The organism is Pseudomonas sp. NPDC087814, assembly GCF_044742865.1.
GTDB lineage: Bacteria > Pseudomonadota > Gammaproteobacteria > Pseudomonadales > Pseudomonadaceae > Aquipseudomonas.
Genome location: NZ_JBIUVK010000024.1, coordinates 47,104 through 66,661, shown reverse-complemented (window position 1 = coordinate 66,661; position 19,558 = coordinate 47,104). Strand labels below are relative to the sequence as shown.

General features: G+C 62.3%; 13 protein-coding genes and 1 pseudogene. 5 read left to right on the top strand and 9 right to left on the bottom strand.

The features are described 5' to 3' along the window. Nucleotides 1–18: 18 nt before the first annotated feature. The 3 genes and pseudogenes from ACIOMR_RS18400 to ACIOMR_RS18390 all read left to right on the top strand — a co-directional run bounded on the left by ACIOMR_RS18400 (nt 19) and on the right by ACIOMR_RS18390 (nt 7,867). On the top strand, nt 19–5,763 hold the full coding sequence (locus tag ACIOMR_RS18400; protein ID WP_401195654.1) for a membrane-targeted effector domain-containing toxin: 5,745 nt from the start codon (nt 19–21) through the stop codon (nt 5,761–5,763). 151 nt (nt 5,764–5,914) lie between these two features. Then, nucleotides 5,915–7,012 (top strand): annotated as a pseudogene (locus ACIOMR_RS18395) (methyl-accepting chemotaxis protein); the annotation flags it as partial. Next, nucleotides 7,004–7,867 (top strand): methyl-accepting chemotaxis protein, encoded by an 864-nt coding sequence (locus ACIOMR_RS18390; protein ID WP_371132985.1) that lies wholly within the window; start codon nt 7,004–7,006, stop codon nt 7,865–7,867. The pseudogene ACIOMR_RS18395 and the gene ACIOMR_RS18390, both read left to right, overlap by 9 nt. Nucleotides 7,868–8,518: 651 nt before the next feature. On the opposite strand, the gene ACIOMR_RS18385 is transcribed toward ACIOMR_RS18390, so the two are convergent. Genes ACIOMR_RS18385 through ACIOMR_RS18370 form a run of 4 tightly spaced genes read right to left on the bottom strand, consistent with a single transcriptional unit; the run spans nt 8,519 to nt 12,662 of the window. Next, a complete protein-coding gene (locus ACIOMR_RS18385; protein WP_003212279.1) occupies nt 8,519–8,887 on the bottom strand; it encodes a glyoxalase superfamily protein in 369 nt (122 codons plus the stop codon). A gap of 30 nt (nt 8,888–8,917) precedes the next feature. Continuing rightward, nucleotides 8,918–10,381: an amidohydrolase family protein gene (locus tag ACIOMR_RS18380; protein ID WP_177047037.1), complete on the bottom strand. Its 1,464-nt coding sequence runs from the start codon at nt 10,379–10,381 to the stop codon at nt 8,918–8,920. Between the two features lies 1 nt (nt 10,382). Continuing rightward, on the bottom strand, nt 10,383–11,243 hold the full coding sequence (locus ACIOMR_RS18375) for a MurR/RpiR family transcriptional regulator (protein WP_102368042.1): 861 nt from the start codon (nt 11,241–11,243) through the stop codon (nt 10,383–10,385). Nucleotides 11,244–11,258: 15 nt separating this feature from the next. Further along, nucleotides 11,259–12,662 (bottom strand): gluconate:H+ symporter, encoded by a 1,404-nt coding sequence (locus tag ACIOMR_RS18370; RefSeq protein WP_017478510.1) that lies wholly within the window; start codon nt 12,660–12,662, stop codon nt 11,259–11,261. A 193-nt stretch (nt 12,663–12,855) separates the two neighbouring features. Between ACIOMR_RS18370 and ACIOMR_RS18365 the strand changes: the two genes are divergently transcribed. Then, nucleotides 12,856–13,248 (top strand): lysozyme inhibitor LprI family protein, encoded by a 393-nt coding sequence (locus tag ACIOMR_RS18365; RefSeq protein WP_401195649.1) that lies wholly within the window; start codon nt 12,856–12,858, stop codon nt 13,246–13,248. Nucleotides 13,249–13,377: 129 nt separating this feature from the next. Here the strand turns inward: ACIOMR_RS18365 and ACIOMR_RS18360 are convergent, their stop codons facing one another. The 5 genes from ACIOMR_RS18360 to ACIOMR_RS18340 all read right to left on the bottom strand — a co-directional run bounded on the left by ACIOMR_RS18360 (nt 13,378) and on the right by ACIOMR_RS18340 (nt 18,439). Further along, entirely contained in the window at nt 13,378–14,823 is a 1,446-nt protein-coding gene (locus tag ACIOMR_RS18360; protein ID WP_008436699.1) for a SulP family inorganic anion transporter, read from the bottom strand. A gap of 207 nt (nt 14,824–15,030) precedes the next feature. After that, nucleotides 15,031–15,924 carry an NAD-dependent epimerase/dehydratase family protein gene (locus ACIOMR_RS18355; protein WP_401195647.1) on the bottom strand — a complete coding sequence of 298 codons (894 nt, stop codon included), beginning with the start codon at nt 15,922–15,924 and terminating at the stop codon, nt 15,031–15,033. A gap of 104 nt (nt 15,925–16,028) precedes the next feature. Continuing rightward, complete coding sequence (locus ACIOMR_RS18350) at nt 16,029–16,925, bottom strand: LysR family transcriptional regulator (RefSeq protein WP_003212293.1); 897 nt, start codon at nt 16,923–16,925, stop codon at nt 16,029–16,031. A gap of 41 nt (nt 16,926–16,966) precedes the next feature. Continuing rightward, nucleotides 16,967–17,557 (bottom strand): NAD(P)H-dependent oxidoreductase, encoded by a 591-nt coding sequence (locus ACIOMR_RS18345; protein WP_008436691.1) that lies wholly within the window; start codon nt 17,555–17,557, stop codon nt 16,967–16,969. A gap of 117 nt (nt 17,558–17,674) precedes the next feature. Next, nucleotides 17,675–18,439, bottom strand: a complete 765-nt coding sequence (locus ACIOMR_RS18340) for a sulfite exporter TauE/SafE family protein (protein ID WP_177040602.1) — start codon at nt 18,437–18,439, stop codon at nt 17,675–17,677. A 190-nt stretch (nt 18,440–18,629) separates the two neighbouring features. Between ACIOMR_RS18340 and ACIOMR_RS18335 the strand changes: the two genes are divergently transcribed. Then, nucleotides 18,630–19,544: a LysR substrate-binding domain-containing protein gene (locus ACIOMR_RS18335; RefSeq protein WP_401195644.1), complete on the top strand. Its 915-nt coding sequence runs from the start codon at nt 18,630–18,632 to the stop codon at nt 19,542–19,544. Nucleotides 19,545–19,558: the final 14 nt, after the last annotated feature.

Sequence of the window (19,558 nt, the reverse complement as noted above, 5' to 3'; positions counted from 1 at the left end):
ACTCCCTGAGGACCGGCCATGCCCGCCCAGCCCCCGAACACATCACCACTTACCCCGGAACAACTGAACGGCTACCTGCTGCAAATCGGTCATCGTCTACAGATTTTCCCCAACGGCCACGCACCGGCAGCGCAGTCTTCTACCGAGTTGCTGGAGGTGCAGGCATTGCACGCCGCCCTGGCAGAAGAAAGCCGCTGGAGCCTGCAGAACGCACAAGTGCATTACACCGTCCCCGGCGACTGGCTGATCCAGGGCGAGCCCGGCCGGTTGAACCGCACGCGCATCAGCCAGGCATTGCACAAGAAGCTGGCGGCTTTGGAAATCGAACGGCGGCCCAACGGCCATCTACGCAAGAACTGGATACTCGACAGCCACCAGCCGATGCTGGAGGCCGAGGCCAGGCTGAAGGTCAAGGATCGCCTGCTCAGCCCTGCCGACCAGCTGCTGGTGACGAATATCGTCAGCGGTCCCGAGCTGCGCCCGGGTATCCATCGCCTGACGTTTCGCTACCGCCAGCAGGCCATCGAGTTCGCCGGGGCGTTCGTCCTCACGCGCAGCCAGACACCAGTCACCCACCTGGAGATCGAGGACGGTGATGTGTTGCTGTTCACCCCTTCCCGAGGCCTGGAGGCTTTCACCTCGCTCAAACACCTGGACCGCACGCTGCAGGAGCGCATGAAGCAGTCGGCCTGGCGTCAGGAACTGCTGCAACACTTGCCGCGCCGTTACCAGCACTTGCGCGCGGCGAGTATCTGGCCGCTGGTGCCAGGCCCTATCGACAGCCTCCCGCTGAACGAACACACCTACAACGCCCTGCAGGACAAACAACATCAGGACATCGCGTTTGCCCTTGGCCTGGAAGGCCACCCCGCGCCGACAGACGTCGCCAGAATGACCCTCGAACTGGACCAGGCGCTGCGCTGCTCGCCTTGGGACCTGTCCTCGCGCCTGGAACTGCGCGCGCAACAGTTACTGGAAAAACTGCTGCACGAATCCGCTCCCGACTGGTACCGCAGCGCCAATGAGGCCCAGCGCAAAACCCTCGCCGAGCACCTGCGCACTTACGAACACCTCAGCCTGCAAGTGCTGGCGCTGCTCGGCCCGGCGGCCTCGCCCGAGGCCATGGCGCGCCTGCAATTGCTTGAGCACCTGGACGGCGACCTGGATATCCAGGGTCTGATCCCCGAGCAACTGCAGATCAGCACCGAGCGCACCCTTAAGTCGGGCAACTCGTACAACCAGCACAACAACCTGGTGCAACTGGCGGTACGTGGCTTGCACCGTGGCGATGAACACGCCGGTTCCGAGTTTCTCGAGCACACCCAACTGACCTACGCCCAGCAGCCATTGCCGCCCGAGTTCCGAGACGTCACCCCGGCTTACCTCGCCGAGCTGCTGGCCGAGGTTCAACCAAGCCTGACCTTCGCCGAAGAACAAAAGCGCGCCCACAGTTTGCCCGCCGTACAGGAAGCCATGCAGCAGATGCTCGACAGCCGCCTGCACGCGCTGGCCTACAGTGCATCGTTGCAAAACCATATCAGCGCGGACGACTACGCACTGCTGCAAACCCTCAGTGAAGGCCCCTCGCCCACACTCACTGCCTGCTGCCTGTTCCTGCACAAGGCTCCGCTCAAGGACCTGTGGGTGCTGCGCCAGACCGATGCAACGGGCGCGGTCAAACGCTTGCTGCTGTGCACGCCTCACGCGCCACGCGCCCAACAGTTCCAGGCCTTTGGCAGCGAGCGGGAATTGCAGGCGCATATCCTCGGCTGGAGCCAGGAGATAGCGTCCGCTCCCGATTCGCGCAGCATGAAAGACTACCTGCTTGAACAGTTGGTCAGCCGGATCCGGCCCAAATACAGCGCGATGCTTTCCGCCCTGGGTTTTACCCCGGCCAGCCTTGAGTATTTGATGATCAGTTTCGGCGCGCCCTCCACCTACGAGGCCTGCCTGGTGGAAATGAGCACCACGACGCTGGCCATGCAGGCCGATGAATACCTGTATCAGATGCCCAAGTGGCTGAGCCAGGCATCGGCAGCCGACCGACAGAAACTCGCCGATCTCAAGGAACAGGCACTGGGCGCGGCACAGGCCTACGCCGCAAGCCCGGGTAGCCCACAACAGTTTCCCGACTTCGACAGTTACTTGCACAAGGCGGCAAAAGCCGCCCTCAACCAACTGCTCGGCAACCCGATCCCGGCGGTAGACCCAAACCTCGTGGGCGTGATCACCCCGCGCGAACGCGTCAGCTACACCACGCTGTACCGCAACGGCTACGACGCCAGCCTGGGCTTTATCAACCCCGACGCCAGCACCACCGCGCAGTTCAAGGGACCGCCCGGCGTCGACCTGAGTCGACTCACCGCGCAAACGGTGAGCAACTCGGTCAGAGGCACCTGGATCGGTGACAGCTATGTCGCCGAGGTCGAGAAAACCCTGCTGGACCCGCAAGGCCCCCACTATGCATGGCGCCGCAACATGGCCCTGGAGGTTGCCCAACTGCACATGCACGTCGCCGCACTCGAGTGCTGCCTGCAAGGCTGCCTGGCAACAAGCGACCTGGCCTGGCTGGAAAAAAGCATCGACAGCCTGGCCGATAACAGCGATGCCGTGCGCAATCGGTATCGGCTCTATCCCCTGCAAATCAGCGGGCAAGTGATCGATGGCTGCTACCTGTTCCACCACGCCAACGACCTGCCCCTGCTCTACACCCCGCACGCACCGGATGGCATCGCCTTCAGGCCGCAACGGGAATTCAACGAACGCCTGAAAAACCTTGAAGGCATGGACACCTACTACATCAGCCGGGTCGCCAGCGTTGAGCGCGCGGCGTTCGAGCCGAGGTTGCATGCGTTGGTGGCCGGCCTGCCGGCACAGCTCAAGGGGCTGTATTCCAAGCCGGTGTTCGACGAAGTGCCTCGCACCGCACTGCCGCTGAAGAACCTGCATTACCACACCTACGACAAAAAGCTGCGTCACCGTATCGACGAAGTCAAAAGCACCACCACCGGGCGCTTGCAGATGATCATGGAGCTGGTCAGCGTGATCGGCGAACTCACCATTGCCGTGCTGACCGCGCCCTTCCCGGCACTGAGCCTGGCCTTGGGCGGCTTGCTGGTGTTCAAGGATTCGATGCTCGCCCTGCATGCCTACAGCCGCAACGACACCGCCGCCGCGCTGGGACACTATCTGGGTGCGCTGCTCAATGCCGGCGGGACGTTGTTGACCGACCTGCGGCCCCTGCTGTTCGCCCCCGTCAAGCTCGCCCGTCCGCCGTTGCGCCATATTGCCCGGGTGACCAAGGACCAACAGGCCATGAGCTTGATCAAGCAACTGCAACCGCAACCCCCATTGCCCCAGGGCATGCAGCCCGTGCTGTTTGCCGGCGACAGCCTGTGGGCCTCGCACACCCCGGACAGCCTGGGGCGATTCCTGTTGTTTCGCTACGACAACACCAGCGGGCAATTGCGCTCCACCGGCAAGCTGGTGAACCAGACGGTGGACGGCCAGTGGCAGCGCTCCGGTGTCATCGGTGGCATGCCTGGCCCGGAAAGGCTCGGGCAGCCCTATGAATTGTCGGAAAAGTTTCGCCGGGACGTAGCGGCCGTCATCGCCCCCGAGGACAGGTCGGCGCTGTTCCTGCAGATCGCCTACCTGGATCGAGACCTCAATACCCACAGCATCTGGATCTCGCGTCGGCAACTCGCCCCGGCACTCAAACAGCACCTGGACAATGTCAGGGCCCTGACGGATGACGCCGACGCGTTTTTTGCACGGTTGCCCGCCGTGGTTCCCCGGGCCGAAACCCTGAACCCGGCGCCAGACATTGCCCTGCGTGATTTGCTCAAGCTGCTGATCGATGACGCGCACAACCTGGTGGTAGGCGAGGCACCGTTTTCCACCGCAGCTAAACAGGTGCTGATCGAAAACATGCAATACCTGCGCGAACTGAACGTGACGGTTCTCTATATCGAGCCGCTGTGGCGCGACATTCATCACCTGAAAACCCACTCACGGTTTTCCAGTGGTTTCTCCAAACGGGCCGAGGGCCAGCTCAAATCCATCGACAAGGAAAATTACCGCGACCCCGAAGGGTTGTACGGCCACTGGATGCTGGTAAACACCGCGCAACAGCACGGGATTGAGGTTCGGCCGTTGAACGCCTCAAGCTCCTACGACCTGGAAAACACCCTGTGCCTGTTTGATTCACGCCCGGCCCCGATTCGCGCCAACCGGCTGACCAACTTTTACTCCCACACCCTCATCAACGATGACCAGGCGAAAAAACCGGGCGAGCGCTGGATAGCGTTGGTTGATCAAAAACGCATGAGCACCTATCGCGGCACGCCGGGCCTGGCCGACCTGCAAAAGAGCATTGCCCTGCGGGTCGACGACGCCTTCGACCAACCCACCCGAGTCATCGCGGATTTGGCCGGCGGCATTCCCGGCGATGCCCTGGCCAAGGGCGACCTGAAGCTGTCGTTGCACACGGCACGCCAACCGGCGCCGCACCCGGGCCCCTCGGTGGAGCGCTCACATGCGCTACGGCCAACGCGCCCTCTGCCTGTTGAGGCGCCGCGCCACTTCAGCACCTTTGACCTGCCCCATGAACACCTGGGCCTGATCAGCGAGGAAATCACCTTGCCGATAGGCACGCGTGAAGCGCTCTTCGCCACCGCCTACAGGGAGACCGCCAGCAGCCGTCGCGCAGCGCAAACCGCCTTCGACCAGACCCGCAAAAAACTTCAGGATCAGGCGCAGGCGTTTTTTACCGAACACACACCGCCTGCTCGGGGAGCACTGCCTGTGGTCGACCCGACCCTGGATGAGGCGAAATTTATCGATCAACTGCTGGACACCGCCGATGGCCTGGTAGTCGGCGAAGCCCACGCCGGTACGTCGAGCAAAGGCTTCCTCAGCCGGCACATGGAATACCTGAAGGGCCCGCGAGAAGTGAAAACCCTGTACATGGAGCAACTCACCACCGAGCTGCATCAAGCCGACCTGGATATCGTCCACAGCCTGGGCTTTATGCCAGATGAACTGTGGAGCTACCTCAACGCATTGGACAAAGGCCACGGCGTACCGGCCGACAGCCCCTACGGTTTTGTCAGCCTGGTGCAGGTGGCGATGAAGCATAACGTGCGGATCCGCGCGCTCGACTGTGTCGTCAGCTTGCGGGTGGACGGCATGCCCGCCTCCAGGACATCAATGTTCAACTACTTTGCAACCCAGGTGATCCGCGCCGACCAGCTTCAACAGGGGTCACACAAGTGGGTCGCGCTGGTGGGCGAAACGCACGCCAATACTCATCGCGGCGTACCGGGCATTGCCGAGCTCAACAACGGCATCAGTCTGCTGCTGGACGATGTGCCTCCCGGCTCGGCCAGCGGCTTTGTGCGTGAGCCCGCCAGCGTCCAGGCGCTGCCGCGCGAGCAGCAATGGCCACTGGTGCGCTACGACTTCAAGAAAAACGTCGAAGTCGCCGGTGCGCCATTGCCGCCACCTGTCGTGCCCGCGACATCCCTCAGCCTCGAACAACGCCTGCGGCGCAAAGGCGACTACCTGCTTCAGCGCACCCTGGACGACGGGTTGGAGATGGTCCATAAAAACCGCGACGGCGTACTGGTCCACACCGCGTTGCAGCAGGATGCCAGGGGGCACTTCGTCAATCGCTGGAACCTGGATGACCGCCGTTTCAGCAGCAGGGAAGCGTTGATCGACATCATCACCACCAGCAAAAGAATGCGCCAAGTCCACTGATCCTCGCACCGCCCTCTGCATGAGGGCGGTGCGACCGCTCGTCGCTCACGTTCCATAAATCCTGCCCTCACGAAAAAACCGTTTCAGCTCTCGCCAGGGCTGCCGATACCTCCTGACTACCCATCGGCTGGTCGCTACTTCCAGCAACCGGATGTACCCGCAAATCTGTTCCTGGAGGAATGCGATGAATAGTTGGTTCGGCAACATCAGCGTCAATATGAAACTGGGCCTGGGCTTCGGCCTGGTACTGGTCCTCACCTCGATCCTCGCGCTCACCGGCTGGACCAGCCTGGGCGGCCTGATCGACCGCAGCAACTGGATGAGCGACATCACCCAGCTCAACGCTTCACTGACCAAACTGCGCATCGTGCGCCTGCAATACATGTTGGCCAACGGCGACGAAGCCGTGGCGCAAAACGTGCAGACCAACCTCGACAGTTTTGTGGCCCAGCAACAGAAGCTGCTGGACAGCTTCAAGAGCCCGGACAACCTCAAGCTGCTCAATGAGCAAAAAGCGATCATCACCGCTTACCAGCAGTCCTTGAACAAAATGCGCGAGGCCTACCGCAACGGTAACGCCGCGCGCCAGGTCATGGGCGACAAGGCTGACATCGCCAATGCGCAGATCAGTGCCCTGGACGCCAGCGTGCGGCAGATGCCCGATAGCGCCGAGCGCTTTGCCCAGTTCGAGGCCGTGACCAGCGCCAAGGAACAGTTCCAGTTGGCCCGCTACGAAGTGCGCGGCTACACCGGCAACGTCAACGCCGAGACTGAAGCCCGTGCCGCCGCGCAGATCGAGAAAGCCATCGACGGTCTGAAAGGCCTGCACGCAGCGTTTGGCGCCAGCCAACAGCCTGCACTGACAGCCCTGGAAACCGCTCTCGGCGCCTATCGCAGCGCGGTGCAGAACTACAAGGCGGCCAACGCCAACATCGTCTCGGCCCGGGCAGAAATGACCACCCAGGGCACCGACATTGTCACCATCAGCGACAAGCTGTACGACATCCAGCTGCAACGCCGCGACGCCGAAAGCGCCCAGGCCCGCAGCCTGCAACTGATCAGCACATTGCTGGCCTTGCTGGTGGGCATCGTGGCGGCCGTGATCATCACCCGCCAGATCACCCGCCCACTGCGCGAGACCCTCGCCGTGGTGGAGCGCATCGCTTCCGGCGACCTGAGCCACAACATCCAGGTGACCCGCCGCGACGAACTCGGCGTGTTGCAGCAAGGCATCCAGCGCATGGGCACCACCCTGCGTGAACTGATCAGCGGCATCCGCGACGGCGTGACCCAGATCGCCAGCGCCGCCGAAGAGCTGTCGGCCGTGACCGAACAGACCAGTGCCGGGGTCAACAGCCAGAAGATCGAGACCGATCAAGTGGCCACCGCCATGCACGAGATGACCGCCACCGTGCAGGAAGTCGCACGCAACGCCGAACAAGCGTCCCAGGCTGCCTCGGCCGCCGACGGTGAAGCCCGTGCCGGTGACAAGGTGGTGGCCGAAGCCATCGCCCAGATCGAACGCCTGGCAGCTGAAGTGGCACGCTCCACCGACGCCATGACGCACCTGCAACAAGAGAGCAACAAGATCGGCAGCGTGATGGACGTGATCAAGGCCGTGGCCGAGCAGACCAACCTGCTGGCGCTCAACGCCGCCATCGAAGCCGCCCGTGCCGGTGAAGCCGGTCGCGGTTTTGCGGTGGTCGCCGATGAGGTGCGCGGCCTGGCCCAGCGCACCCAGAAATCCACCGAAGAAATCGAAGGCCTGGTGGCCGGTTTGCAGAACGGCACCCAGCAAGTGGCCGCCGTGATGAACAACAGCCGCAGCCTCACCGACAGCAGCGTCGAACTGACGCGCAAGGCCGGTGTGTCACTGGAAAACATCACCCGTACGGTGTCGAATATCCAGTCGATGAACCAGCAGATCGCCGCAGCCGCCGAGCAGCAGAGTGCCGTGGCGGAAGAGATCAGCCGCAGCATCGTGAATGTGCGGGACGTGTCGGAGCAGACTGCAGCGGCCAGTGACGAGACGGCCAAGTCAAGTGTGGAACTGGCGCGTTTGGGCGGGCAGTTGCAGCAGATGGTCAGCCATTTCCGGGTGTAAATCTCAGGCACAAAAAAGCCGCCCCGGTCGAAACCGGGGCGGCCCACTTCTCAGACCTTAACGGTCATCAAAGCTGTCCCGCAGGAATTTCCACACGTGATAAACACGCAGGGAGTTCACTACGAGGTCCCACGTACGTCGTGCAAACTTGGACATACTCGGCCCTCCATCAGTTGGGCCTACCTCCAGCGCACTTACCGGAACACGTGAGCCTTCGGACGCAGGTCAATGCTTCCAGTGAGGCGGCCGGGCTTTGGTTCCTCCCGCATGAATCCGGCACGGATTACTAGCCCGTGGCGTTCGGTCCATAAATTCGCGCGCGTACCCAGCCCACCTACAAACGACATACACAGAACGGGGGCGATACTAACCAACATCCCGCTCAAAGGTGTGACCTGGGAGAACTAATCCACCGGTAACGCTCCAAGAATTTATTGCCAGTTTTTGCAATCGTCCTTAAATAGCGTAGATCTCAAAGAACTGAAAACACCGAGTGTCACCAGGCCTTGCGTGATGCCTGAACCGACAGTAGTATCCGGTCAGCAGGTCAATGCTTCCGGTGAGGCGCAACCCCAGCCGCGAACTGGGATTGCAATAAAAAACCGCCCTACTAAGGCGGTTTTTTATTGCCTGCGATTTTTGCGCGCAGCCTCAGCTGCTGACTTCTTCAACAAACACCAACCGGTTCCCAGACGGGTCGCTGATGCTCATTTCGCGACTGCCCCATGGCGTGTCTTCAATCCCCGGCTTGGCGTTGCGGTAATGCTTGGCCAGCAATTGTTGCTGGTACGCTTCCAGCCCTTGAGCCTGAATCCGCACCGCCGCACCTGGCGTGCAATCGCCATGGTGCTCGGACAAGTGCAGCACGCAGTCCCCCAGCGACACCTGCAGGTACAGCGGAAAGTTGTCTTCAAACCGGTGCTGCCAATCGACCTTGAACCCCAGGAAATCGACGTAGAACTCCAGGGTTTTGGCCTCGTCGAAACTACGCAAAATGGGGGTGACTTTTCCTAAGTGCATGGCGATTGGCTCCGTGTTTGAGAGCGGCCACTATACGGCCGCAAACCCCTTACGCAAATCCCCGCTGCGCGCCAGGAATCGTCCGGGACGCTGCCCGTTGGCCTGCCCGTCGCTGTAGCTGAGCACGCCGTTGACCCACACACCGTCAATCCCTTCCGCCGCGCGTTGCGGCTCTTTGAAGTCCGCCACATCCCGCACCCGCAACGGATCAAACAGCACCAGGTCGGCCCAATGCCCTTCACGGATCTCACCGCGCCCGGCCAGGCCAAAGCGCGCCGCCGACAGTCCGGTCATCTTGTGCACGGCGGTGTGCAGCGGGAACAAGCCAAGGTCCCGGCTGAAGTGCCCCAGTACCCGGGGAAACGCGCCCCACAGACGTGGATGAGGAAACGGATCTTCCGGCAAACCATCCGAGCCAATCATCGACAGCGGATGCGCGAGGATGCGCTGCACGTCGGTCTCGTCCATCCCGTAATACACCGCCCCGGCGGGTTGCAGGCGGCGGGCGGCGTCCATCAGCGGCACCGCCCACTCGGCGGCAATGTCCTGCAGATCCCGCCCGCCCATTTCCGGATGCGGCGTGGACCAGGTGATGGTGATGCGAAACGCATCGGTGACTTGCTTGAGGTCCAGGGTCGAAGAGCTGGCCGCATACGGGTAGCAATCGCAGCCCACCGGATGGGTCTTCGCCGCGTGTTCCAGCGAGGCCAACAACTGCGGACTGCGCCCCCAGTTACCGGCGCCCGCGCACTTGAGGTGGGAAATGATCACCGGCGCCTTGGCATGCCGGCCGATCAGAAAAGCCTCGTCCATCGCCTCCAGCACCGGTTCGAATTCGCTGCGCAAATGGGTGGTGTACACCGCGCCATAAGCCGTCAGTTCTTCACTCAACTGCAGCACTTCATCGGTCTCGGCGTTGAAGGCGCTCGCGTATGCAAGCCCGGTGGATAAACCCAGGGCACCGTCCGCCAGACTCTCCTGCAACTGCACGCGCATCGCGGTGATTTCACCCGGCGTGGCGGTACGGTGCAGGTCGTCCATATGGTTGCTGCGCAGCGCGGTGTGGCCGATCAGCGCCGCCACATTGACGGCCGGGTGGGCGTTTTCCACCGCCGCGCGGTAATCGCTGAACCGTGGGTAGGCAAAGGCCTCGGCGGTGCCCAGCAGGTTCATCGGGTCCGGCGGATCAGCCTGCAAGCTCACGGGCGAGGCGCTGATGCCGCAGTTGCCGACAATCACCGTGGTCACGCCCTGGCTCAGCTTGGGCAGCATCTGCGGGTGACGGATCACCACCGTGTCGTCGTGGGTGTGCACGTCGATAAACCCCGGCGCCAATACGCGCCCGGCAGCGTCGATTTCATGCTCGGCGCTGTCCCGGGACAGGTCGCCGATCTTCTCGATACGCCCCTCGTGCACCGCCACATCGGCGACATAGCCGGGGGTGTTGCTGCCATCAATGATCAGCGCCTGGCGGATCAGCGTGTGGTACTTCATCTCAATCTCCAAGCGGCAGGCTGTCAGGGCCGCCGCGATAATCGTCCAGGGCCAGCTTGATCCGTCGCAGGCGTTCCTGGTTGTCATCCGGCATGGCCAAGGCCAGCTCGGTGGCGAGCACGTCGATGGCCAACAGCATTCCGTAGCGCGCCGCCGTTGGCTTGTAGATAAAACTGGTTTCGGCCGGTTGCAGCGGCAGCAGCACGTCGGCCAACTGCGCCAGCGGGGAGTCCGGCAGGGTGATGGCGATGATTTTTGCGCCGTAGTTGCGCGCCAGCGCCACCACGCCCAATACCTCCGGGGTGATGCCGGTCAGCGAGCAGACGATCAGCGCATGCTCCGGGCCCAGGGTGGCGGCGGTCACACGCATCATCACCGGGTCGTGGCAGGCATTGATCGAGTAGCCCAGGCGCACGAGGCGCACTTGCAACTCGTCGCTGCACAGGCTCGACGGCCCGCCCATGCCGAACGCGTGGATCATCCGTGCATTGCCCAGCAGGCTCACGGCGTCGACAAAGCTGCGCTGGTTGAAACCGGACAGGTGCCGGCGCAACGTCGCCTCGATATCGCTGAGAATCTGCCGGTGAAACGCCGACTGCTCCGGCAGGCCCGCCGGGTCGAGGAAACGGCTGCCGACACCGCTGGCCTGGGCCAGTTGCAGGCGCAGGTCACGCAGGTCGCGGCAGCCGACGCTGCGGGCAAAACGCGACAAGGTGGCGGTGCTGACCTCGGCCCGTTGGGACAATTCTTCCAGGCTAGCGGACGCTGCAAAGCCGACATCATCGAGCATCAGCTTGGCGATACGCCCTTCGCCGGCGCTGAAGGAATCCTGGCGGGCGCGGATCTGGTAGAGGATGTCCATCGGTTCGGCTCCGGGTTACAAGATGCAGGACAAACCATAAGTCAGACCGAAGGCGACCACCGAAATCAGGGTCTCCAGCACGGTCCAGGTCTTGAAGGTCTGGATCACCGTCATATTGAAGTATTCCTTGATCAGCCAGAAGCCGCCGTCGTTCACGTGGGAAAAGATTACCGAACCCGCGCCGGTGGCCAGCACCAGCAATTCCGGGTGTGGATAACCCAGCCCCATCGCAACCGGTGCGACCACGCCTGAGGCCGTGGTCATGGCCACGGTGGCCGAGCCGGTGGCGATGCGCATCAGCGCGGCGAACAGCCAGCCCATCACCAAAGGCGACAGGTTGAAGGCGTGGGCCAGGCCGAGGATTTCATTGGTGACCCCGGCGTCCACCAGAATCCGGTTCAAACCACCGCCCGCACCCACCAGCAAGGTGATGCTGGCCGTTGGTGCCAGGCATTCGTTGGTGAACTTGAGGATCGATTCGCGGTTGAAACCCTGGGCCAGGCCGAGGGTCCAGAAGCTCACCAGGGTCGCCACCAGCAGCGCAATCACCGAGTTACCGATAAACAACAGGAACTGGTTAAAGGCGGTGCCCGGTGTGGAAATCAGGTTGGCCCAGCCACCGATCATCATCAGCACCACCGGTAACAGGATGGTGCCCATGGTCAGGGCGAAACTCGGCAGGCGGGTGCGCGGCTCGCGGTCGATGAACTGGCGTTCCAGCGGGTTTTCCGCCGGCAGGTGAATGTGCGGCACGATAAATTTGGCGTACAGCGGGCCGGCAATGATCGCGGTGGGTATGCCGATCAAAATTGCATACAGCACCGTCTGCCCGACCGAGGCGTTATAGGCCAGCACCGCCATCATCGCCGCCGGATGCGGCGGCACCAGCGCATGCACCACCGACAAGCCGGCCACCATCGGCAGGCCGACCATCAGGATCGACACGCCCACCCGCCGCGCCACGGTAAACGCGATCGGCACCAGCAACACAAAACCGACCTCGAAAAACAGCGGCAGCCCCACCAGGAACGCGATACACACCATTGCCCAGTGCGCGTTACGCTCGCCGAACCGGTTGATCAGCGTGCGCGCCACCTGCTCGGCGCCACCGGACTCGGCCATCATCTTGCCGAGCATGGTGCCCAGCGCGACCACCAGCGCAATATGCCCCAGCGTCTTGCCGACGCCGGCCTCGTAGGAGCCCATGATCGTATCCGCCGGCATTCCGGCCAACAGCGCCAGGCCGATAGACACCAGGGTGATGACGATAAACGGGTTGAGCCGGTAACGCGCGATCAATACGATCAATGCAATGATGGCGATGGCGGCGTAGATCAACAGCCAATACCCCGGTGATGCGGCCATGCGGTACTCCTCGGAAAGGGTCACGTCGAATAGGTTGTGAAAGTCATAAATCATTACCGAGGTGTATTTTCAATTTTTATGAAAGTAATTTTCGCCCACAGACAAGCCCTGTCGCGCAGGGATATGCCCAGGGTCAGTGGATGAAAATTCGGGGGGCGTTTTTACATGAAGATCGCCGGGGCTGGAAACTCAACTGCGCAGGCCGAGTCTTAGACTGCACACCGACTCATGACCAGGAAAACCCAGAATGAATCGTAACCCCCTGCTTGTTCCTTTCGCCGCCGGCGCACTGTTGCTGGCCTTGTGCGGCACGGCCTCGGCCGATGAGAACCCGGCACTGAAAAAATGCATGGATGGCGCCAACACCACCGCCGACATGGTCAATTGCAACGCCAAGGAAACCAAGGTGCAGGACGCGCGCCTGAATACCGCCTACAAAACCGCGATGACCGCGATGGAAGGCAACCGCAAGCAGCAGCTGCAGGACGTACAACGCCAGTGGCTCAAGTTTCGCGATGCCAATTGCGGCTTCATCGGCTCGGCCACCGGCGGCACCATTGATCAGGTCAACGGCTCCGGCTGCGTGCTGGACATGACCCAGACCCGCGCCCAGGAACTGGAAAACCTGGTCGGACCATGATCGTTCCCACGCTCTGCGTGGGAATGCATCTTGTGACGCTCCGCGTCACGATTTTAAGAGCGGACGCGGAGCGTCCAAAGCGGCGTTCCCACGCAGAGCGTGGGAACGATCATCGCGCTTCAACAACGGTCAGTCGTGCTGCACCCGGGCGCGCTTGAGCAGTTTGCGGCAGCGCTCGGACAGGTGCAGCACCCGCAAATGCTTGCCGGCCTTGGCGTAGCGCTCGCGCAGGGTCATCAACGCAGCAATCGCTGAATAGTCGACGAAGCTCAAGTGACGGCAATCCAGCGTCACCTGGGCCGGGTCGTTGGCCGGATCGAAGCGATTCAAAAACGGCGTGGTCGAGGCAAAAAACAGCGTGCCGTGCACCCGATAGAGTTTGCTGCCGTCCGCTTCCATATGTTCATCCGCGTACAGCTCGCGCGCTTGCTGCCAGGCGAAGTTCAGCGCCGCAATCACAATCCCGCACAGCACCGCCGTCGCCAGGTCGGTGAACACGGTAATCACCGTCACCGCCATGATCACCAGCACGTCGTTGAGCGGCACCTTGTTGATCACCCGTAGGGACGCCCAGGCAAACGTCTGCTGGGACACCACAAACATCACCCCCACCAGCGCCGCCAGCGGAATGCGCTCAATCAGCGGTGACAGAAACAGAATGAACAGCAGGATCATCACCCCGGCAAATACCCCGGAGAAACGCCCGCGCCCGCCGGAGCTGAGGTTGATCACGGTTTGCCCGATCATCGCGCAGCCGCCCATGCCGCCGAACAGGCCCGAGACCATGTTGGCGGCACCCAAAGCCACGCTTTCGCGGTCCGGGTAGCCGCGGGTTTCGGTGATTTCGTCGGTGAGGTTGAGGGTCAGCAGGGTTTCCAGCAGGCCGACCATGGCCATCAGGATCGCGTAGGGCGCGATGATGTGCAGGGTTTCGAGGGTCCAGGGAATCTGTGGCAGCGCGAAGGTCGGCAGGCCGCCGGCGATGTGGGCCATGTCGCCCAGGGTGCGGGTCGGCAGGCCGAGCAGGTACACCGCCAGGCCTACGCCGAGGATCGCCACCAGGGCTGGCGGTACGGCGCGGGTCAGGCGCGGCAGCAGGTAGACGATGGCCATGGTGGCCGCGACCAGCCCGGTCATTACGTACAGCGGCGTGCCGCTGAGCCAGGTGTCACCGCTCTTGAAATGCTCCAGCTGCGCCAGGGCAATGATGATCGCCAGGCCGTTGACGAACCCGAGCATCACCGGGTGCGGCACCATGCGCACCAGCTTGCCCAGGCGCAACAGGCCGAAGGCGACCATGATCAACCCACCCAGTAATACCGTGGCCAACAGATACTGCACGCCGTGCTGCACCACCAGCGCGACGATCACCACCGCCATCGAGCCGGCGGCACCGGAGACCATGCCGGGCCGGCCGCCGAACAGCGCGGTGAGGGTGCAGATGATGAATGCGCCGTAGAGGCCCATCAGCGGGTTGAGATGAGCCACCAGGGCAAAGGCGATGCATTCGGGCAGCAAGGCAAAAGACGTGGTGAGTCCGGCCAGGGCGTCGGCGCGCAGACGGGTGAGGTTCATTGAAGTACCGGGGAGTTGCGGGGGATAAGGCTGGGGATGGTACGGAATTGGGCGGGGTGGGGCTAGTGTTGGGTAAGACCGTTGGACCGAGTCGCCCCTTTCGCGAGCAAGCCCGCTCCCACATTTGACCGCATTCCAAAGTTGGAACTCGGTTAAGTGTGGGAGCGGGCTTGCTCGCGAAGAGCTCGCCTCGGTCTCAAGCGAACATCACACCATCTCGTTGCGAATCCACTCCACTACGGAGGTCCGCTTCGGCGCCCATCCCAGCAATTCCCGCGCATGCTTGCCGCGCACCCGGCTGTTGGAGCCCAGGCCATAGTTGGCCATTTCATAACCCCACTCGGCCTCAGCATCCGCCAATGGCCAATCCTGCGGTTTACCCAGCTTCAACGCTTCGGCAATCGCGGTAGTCATGTCTACAAACGCCGCTTCGCCACTTTCCACAAAGTAGAACGTGCCCGGCACATTCTTTTCCAGCGCCAGCAGGTACAGCGCAACCACGTCTTCGATATGCACGTTGGACCAGATGTTCTGGCCGGTACCTACATGACGAACCACACCGCTTTTGCGTGCCTGTTTAAGCAAACGTGGCAACTGCACGCTGTCGCGCTTAACGCCCAGGCTGTGACCGTAGATCAAGGTGTTGCAGATCACCGCCGAGTTCACGCCGTCTTTGGCGGCAGCCAGGATCAAATTGTCGATGGCCACGCGAGCAGCCTTGTCGACAGTCGGCGCCGGCAGGTTGTCTTCAAAGTAGATGACATCGCTGGACTTACCGCCCGACGCATCGCCAACGATGCTCGAACCGCTGGTGTGCAGGAAGGTTTTGTTGGAGCCGCACAACGCGACCAGCAAGGTTTCCACCGCGCCGCGATGGTCACTGCTGGCGGCGTTGATCACCGCGTCTGCTTTCTTCGCCTGCTCGGTCAACAGCGCGCTGTCATCCAGCGTACCGATTACCGGCGTGATGCCCAGTGCCGTCATTTCCGCAGCCTGTTCGGTGCTGCGCACCAGGCCGGTGACGTTATGGCCGGCCTTGACCAGGCCAGTGGCGATGGAACCGCCGATAAAACCGGCAGCGCCGGTAATGAATACGTTCATGGAGGTGTCTCCCTGCGTGAGTAATTGATGGACTCAGTATTGCGGACCTATCCATTCCGAATAAGTCCGTATTGCCCAATTCAATCTTGCGCAGAGGTCACGAATCAGCTGGCGTAGCTGGCCAGCTTGCCCTGGATAAAGTCCAGGAAGCACTGGATGCGCAAGGCCAATTGCGAGTTGCGGTAGTACACCGCATTGATCGGTTGACGATAGCCGCTGTTGAACTCGGCCAGCACCGGTATCAGGCGCCCGGTCTTGATGTCCTGGGCGGTCATGAAGTCCGATAGACAGGTGATGCCCTGCCCTTCCAGCGCCAGCTGGCGCAAGGTTTCACCGCTGGAAGCGGCGACACCGGGCTGGATTTGCCAGCGATCGCCGTGCACATGGCGCAACGGCCAGTGGTTGAGGGTTTCGGTCTGGGTGAAGCCGAGCAACGTGTGTTCGGCCAGTTCGGCAACGGTGGTGGGCGTGCCGTGCTGTTCCAGGTACGCCGGGCTGGCGAGGATATGCAGCGGGCTGCACCCCAGTGAGCGGGCGTGCAACGTCGAGTCGGCCAGGGCACCGATGCGAATCGCGATGTCGGTGCTCTGCTCCAGCAGGTCGATGATCAGGTCGTTGCTGTTCAGTTCCAGCTGGATATCCGGGTACAGGCCACGAAACTCGGCGATGTACGGCACGATCGCATGCAGCATGAACGGCGACGCCGCGTTGATCCGCAGGCGCCCCGACGGGGTTTGCTGGCGCGACGACAGGCGTTCTTCCAGGTCGTCCATCTGCTCGAGGATCACCTTGGCCCGCTCGAAGAAATACTTGCCCTCTTCGGTCAGGTCCATGCGCCGGGTGGTGCGATTGATCAGGGTGGTGTCGAGCTTGGCTTCCAGGCGCGACAAGGTGCGGCTGACCGCCGACGGCGTCTGCCCGACCTGCTCGGCTGCGGCGGAAATCGACCCGCATTCAATCACGCAGACGAAGATCTGTAGCTCATCGGATCGGGCTTTCAACGTGAATCCTCTTTATAGCGGCTGCACGGATACTAGCCGCATTACAGACTCAGGTTAAACACCTGTGCCAGATGCTGTTCATAACGCGCCACGTCGGCTTCGATGGCCGGGCGTTTCATCACGTCCACGCAGAGGAAGGTCGGCAGGCCGGTCATGCCAAGGAACTCGTTGGCCTTGTGGAACGGGAAATACACCGCGTCCACGCCCTTGGCTTCGAAGAAGTCGGTGGGGTCGTCGAACGCTTGCTGGGGAGCGTTCCAGGTCAGGGACAGCATGTATTGCTTGCCCTGGATCAGGCCGCCGCTGCCGTATTTCTGCGACGAGTCGGAGCGGGTGCGGCCGTCGCTGGCGTACAGGCTGCCATGGCCTTCGGTGAAGACTTCATCGATGTACTTCTTGACGATCCACGGAGCGCCCATCCACCAGCCGGGCATCTGGTAGATGATCACGTCGGCCCAGAGGAATTTGGCGACTTCTTCGGCCACGTCGTAGCCGGCGTCGATGTGGGTTTCCTTGACGTCGATGCCGCCACGGTCCAGTACCGCCAGGGCGGCTTCATGCAGGGTGCTGTTGTAGCGACCGTCGGAATGGGCGAATTTCTTACCGCCGTTGAGCAGGAGTACTTTTTTCATAGGGGGTGCCTAAAGATTAAAAATGTCTGAAGGCAGGGTAACGGGGTCGGTGCTTTGGAATAAGCGTCCCAGCCGCAAAATATATTTGACCAAAACGCACGAATCAACGGCATATTGTTAACCACTGATCAGCAGATGACCTCCCAGCGCGGCCATGCCGATAAAGAACACCCGCTTGAACAGCACGGCACTGATGCGCTGGCGCAGGGCCTGGCCCAGCCACATCCCGAGCAGCGCGGGAACCAGCGCCAGCAACGAGGCGTTCAATTCGCCGCCGCCCAGGCTGCCACGCCAGAACAGCCCGGCTGCCAGCGCCAGCGTCGACACGGTGAACGACAGCCCCAATGCCTGCACCAGCTGATCGCGGTTCAAGCCCAACGCTTGCAGATACGGCACCGCCGGTATCACGAACACCCCGGTGGCCGAGGTGATCACCCCGGTCAGCACGCCGCACAGCGGGCCCAGCCAACGCTCGGTGGCCGGGCTTACCTTGAACGTCGGCAGCAACAGCCCGCTCAAGGCATACACCAGCAGCGCGCCGCCCAACGCCCGCACCACCCAATGCCCGCCATCCATGCCCAGCCACACCGAGCCCAGCCCGGTGCCGAGGAAAATCAGCAGGAGCATCGGCCACAGGCGTTTGATCAACGCGCTCAGGTGACCGCCGAAGGCCAGTTGCCAGAGGTTGGTGACGGTGGACGGGATGATCAGCAACGCCGCAGCCTGCGCCGGCAACATAGCCAGGCCGAGCATGCCCATGGCGACGGTGGGCAGGCCCAGGCCGATGACGCCCTTGACCGTACCGGCCAACAGGAAGGTGCCGATCACCAGCCATGTCAGGGCCGGGCCGAGGTTTTGGTAGAACGCGAGTAAGGTATTCATGGGTCGATTTTGCAGGTTTGGGTGATGTCTGAAAATTCGCCATATACTGAGGCAGCCTCTTGTTTTGCATGAGGCAGATGGCCTCTTCGCGAGCAAGCCCGCTCCCACATTTAGATCTGTGAACCCTTTCAAAATGTGGGAGCGGGCTTGCTCGCGAAGAGGCCCGTACAGACACTGAGATCCCCAGCCCATGCACTTTGACCTGATCGACCTGCGCCTGTACCTGCACATCCTCGACACCGGCAATATCACCGCCGGCGCCAGCCGCAGCCATTTGTCCCTGGCAGCGGCCAGTGCGCGGATCCGAGCGATGGAGGCCTCGCTGGGTATCGAGTTCCTGGAACGTGGCCGCCGTGGCGTCACCCCGACTGCTGCGGGTAAAGCCCTCGCCCAGCACGCCCGCCTGCTGTTGCAGCAAGTCGAGTACCTGCAACAAGACCTCGCGGAATACGCCAACGGCGTCAAGGGCCAGGTGCGCCTGCTGTGCAACACCACCGCCCTGAGCGAATACCTGCCGGAACTGTTGGCGGACTTTCTGCACGAGCACCCCAACCTCGACATCGACCTGCAGGAACTGCCAAGCCTGCGCATCACCCACGCCTTGCGCCAGGGCGCGGCAGACCTGGGGATTATTTCCGACGCAGTAGACACCCACGGCCTGCAAACCCTGCCCTTTCGCGACGACCCGCTGGTGCTGATCATGCCGCTGGACCACCCGCTGGCCGGGCGCACCGTGAGTTTTATCGACAGCTTGCAGCACGACTACGTGGGCCTGGCCGCCGACAGCGCGCTGGCGGTGTACCTGGAGGAACAGGCATTGCACGCAGGCTTTCGCTTGCAGACACGCATCCGTGCAGACGGGTTTGACGGGCTTATTCGCATGGTCGCCCGGGGCGCCGGGCTGGGGATCGTGCCCCTGGCGGCGCTGGAGCGCTGGCCGTTGGAGCGGCGCTTCAAGGCCCAACCCCTGAGCGAGGATTGGGCCTGTCGCAAACTGCTGTTATGCGCCCGCGAGTTCGAGCAATTGCCCGGTTACGCCGCCCAACTGCTAAACGCCCTCTCCCCCTGTAGGAGCGAGCTTGCTCGCGAAGCACGTCAACGATAACGCGGGCTTTCTGA

Bases quoted from the DNA above. Each gene is read 5' to 3' on its own strand.
- ACIOMR_RS18390 (WP_371132985.1), top strand. From the start codon at position 7,004: ATGGGCACCACCCTGCGTGAACTGATCAGCGGCATCCGCGACGGCGTG.
- ACIOMR_RS18340 (WP_177040602.1), bottom strand. From the start codon at position 18,439: ATGAATACCTTACTCGCGTTCTACCAAAACCTCGGCCCGGCCCTGACA.
- ACIOMR_RS18355 (WP_401195647.1), bottom strand. From the start codon at position 15,924: ATGAACGTATTCATTACCGGCGCTGCCGGTTTTATCGGCGGTTCCATC.
- ACIOMR_RS18360 (WP_008436699.1), bottom strand. From the start codon at position 14,823: ATGAACCTCACCCGTCTGCGCGCCGACGCCCTGGCCGGACTCACCACG.
- ACIOMR_RS18370 (WP_017478510.1), bottom strand. From the start codon at position 12,662: ATGATTTATGACTTTCACAACCTATTCGACGTGACCCTTTCCGAGGAG.
- ACIOMR_RS18385 (WP_003212279.1), bottom strand. From the start codon at position 8,887: ATGCACTTAGGAAAAGTCACCCCCATTTTGCGTAGTTTCGACGAGGCC.
- ACIOMR_RS18400 (WP_401195654.1), top strand. From the start codon at position 19: ATGCCCGCCCAGCCCCCGAACACATCACCACTTACCCCGGAACAACTG.
- ACIOMR_RS18375 (WP_102368042.1), bottom strand. From the start codon at position 11,243: ATGGACATCCTCTACCAGATCCGCGCCCGCCAGGATTCCTTCAGCGCC.
- ACIOMR_RS18345 (WP_008436691.1), bottom strand. From the start codon at position 17,557: ATGAAAAAAGTACTCCTGCTCAACGGCGGTAAGAAATTCGCCCATTCC.
- ACIOMR_RS18335 (WP_401195644.1), top strand. From the start codon at position 18,630: ATGCACTTTGACCTGATCGACCTGCGCCTGTACCTGCACATCCTCGAC.
- ACIOMR_RS18365 (WP_401195649.1), top strand. From the start codon at position 12,856: ATGAATCGTAACCCCCTGCTTGTTCCTTTCGCCGCCGGCGCACTGTTG.
- ACIOMR_RS18380 (WP_177047037.1), bottom strand. From the start codon at position 10,381: ATGAAGTACCACACGCTGATCCGCCAGGCGCTGATCATTGATGGCAGC.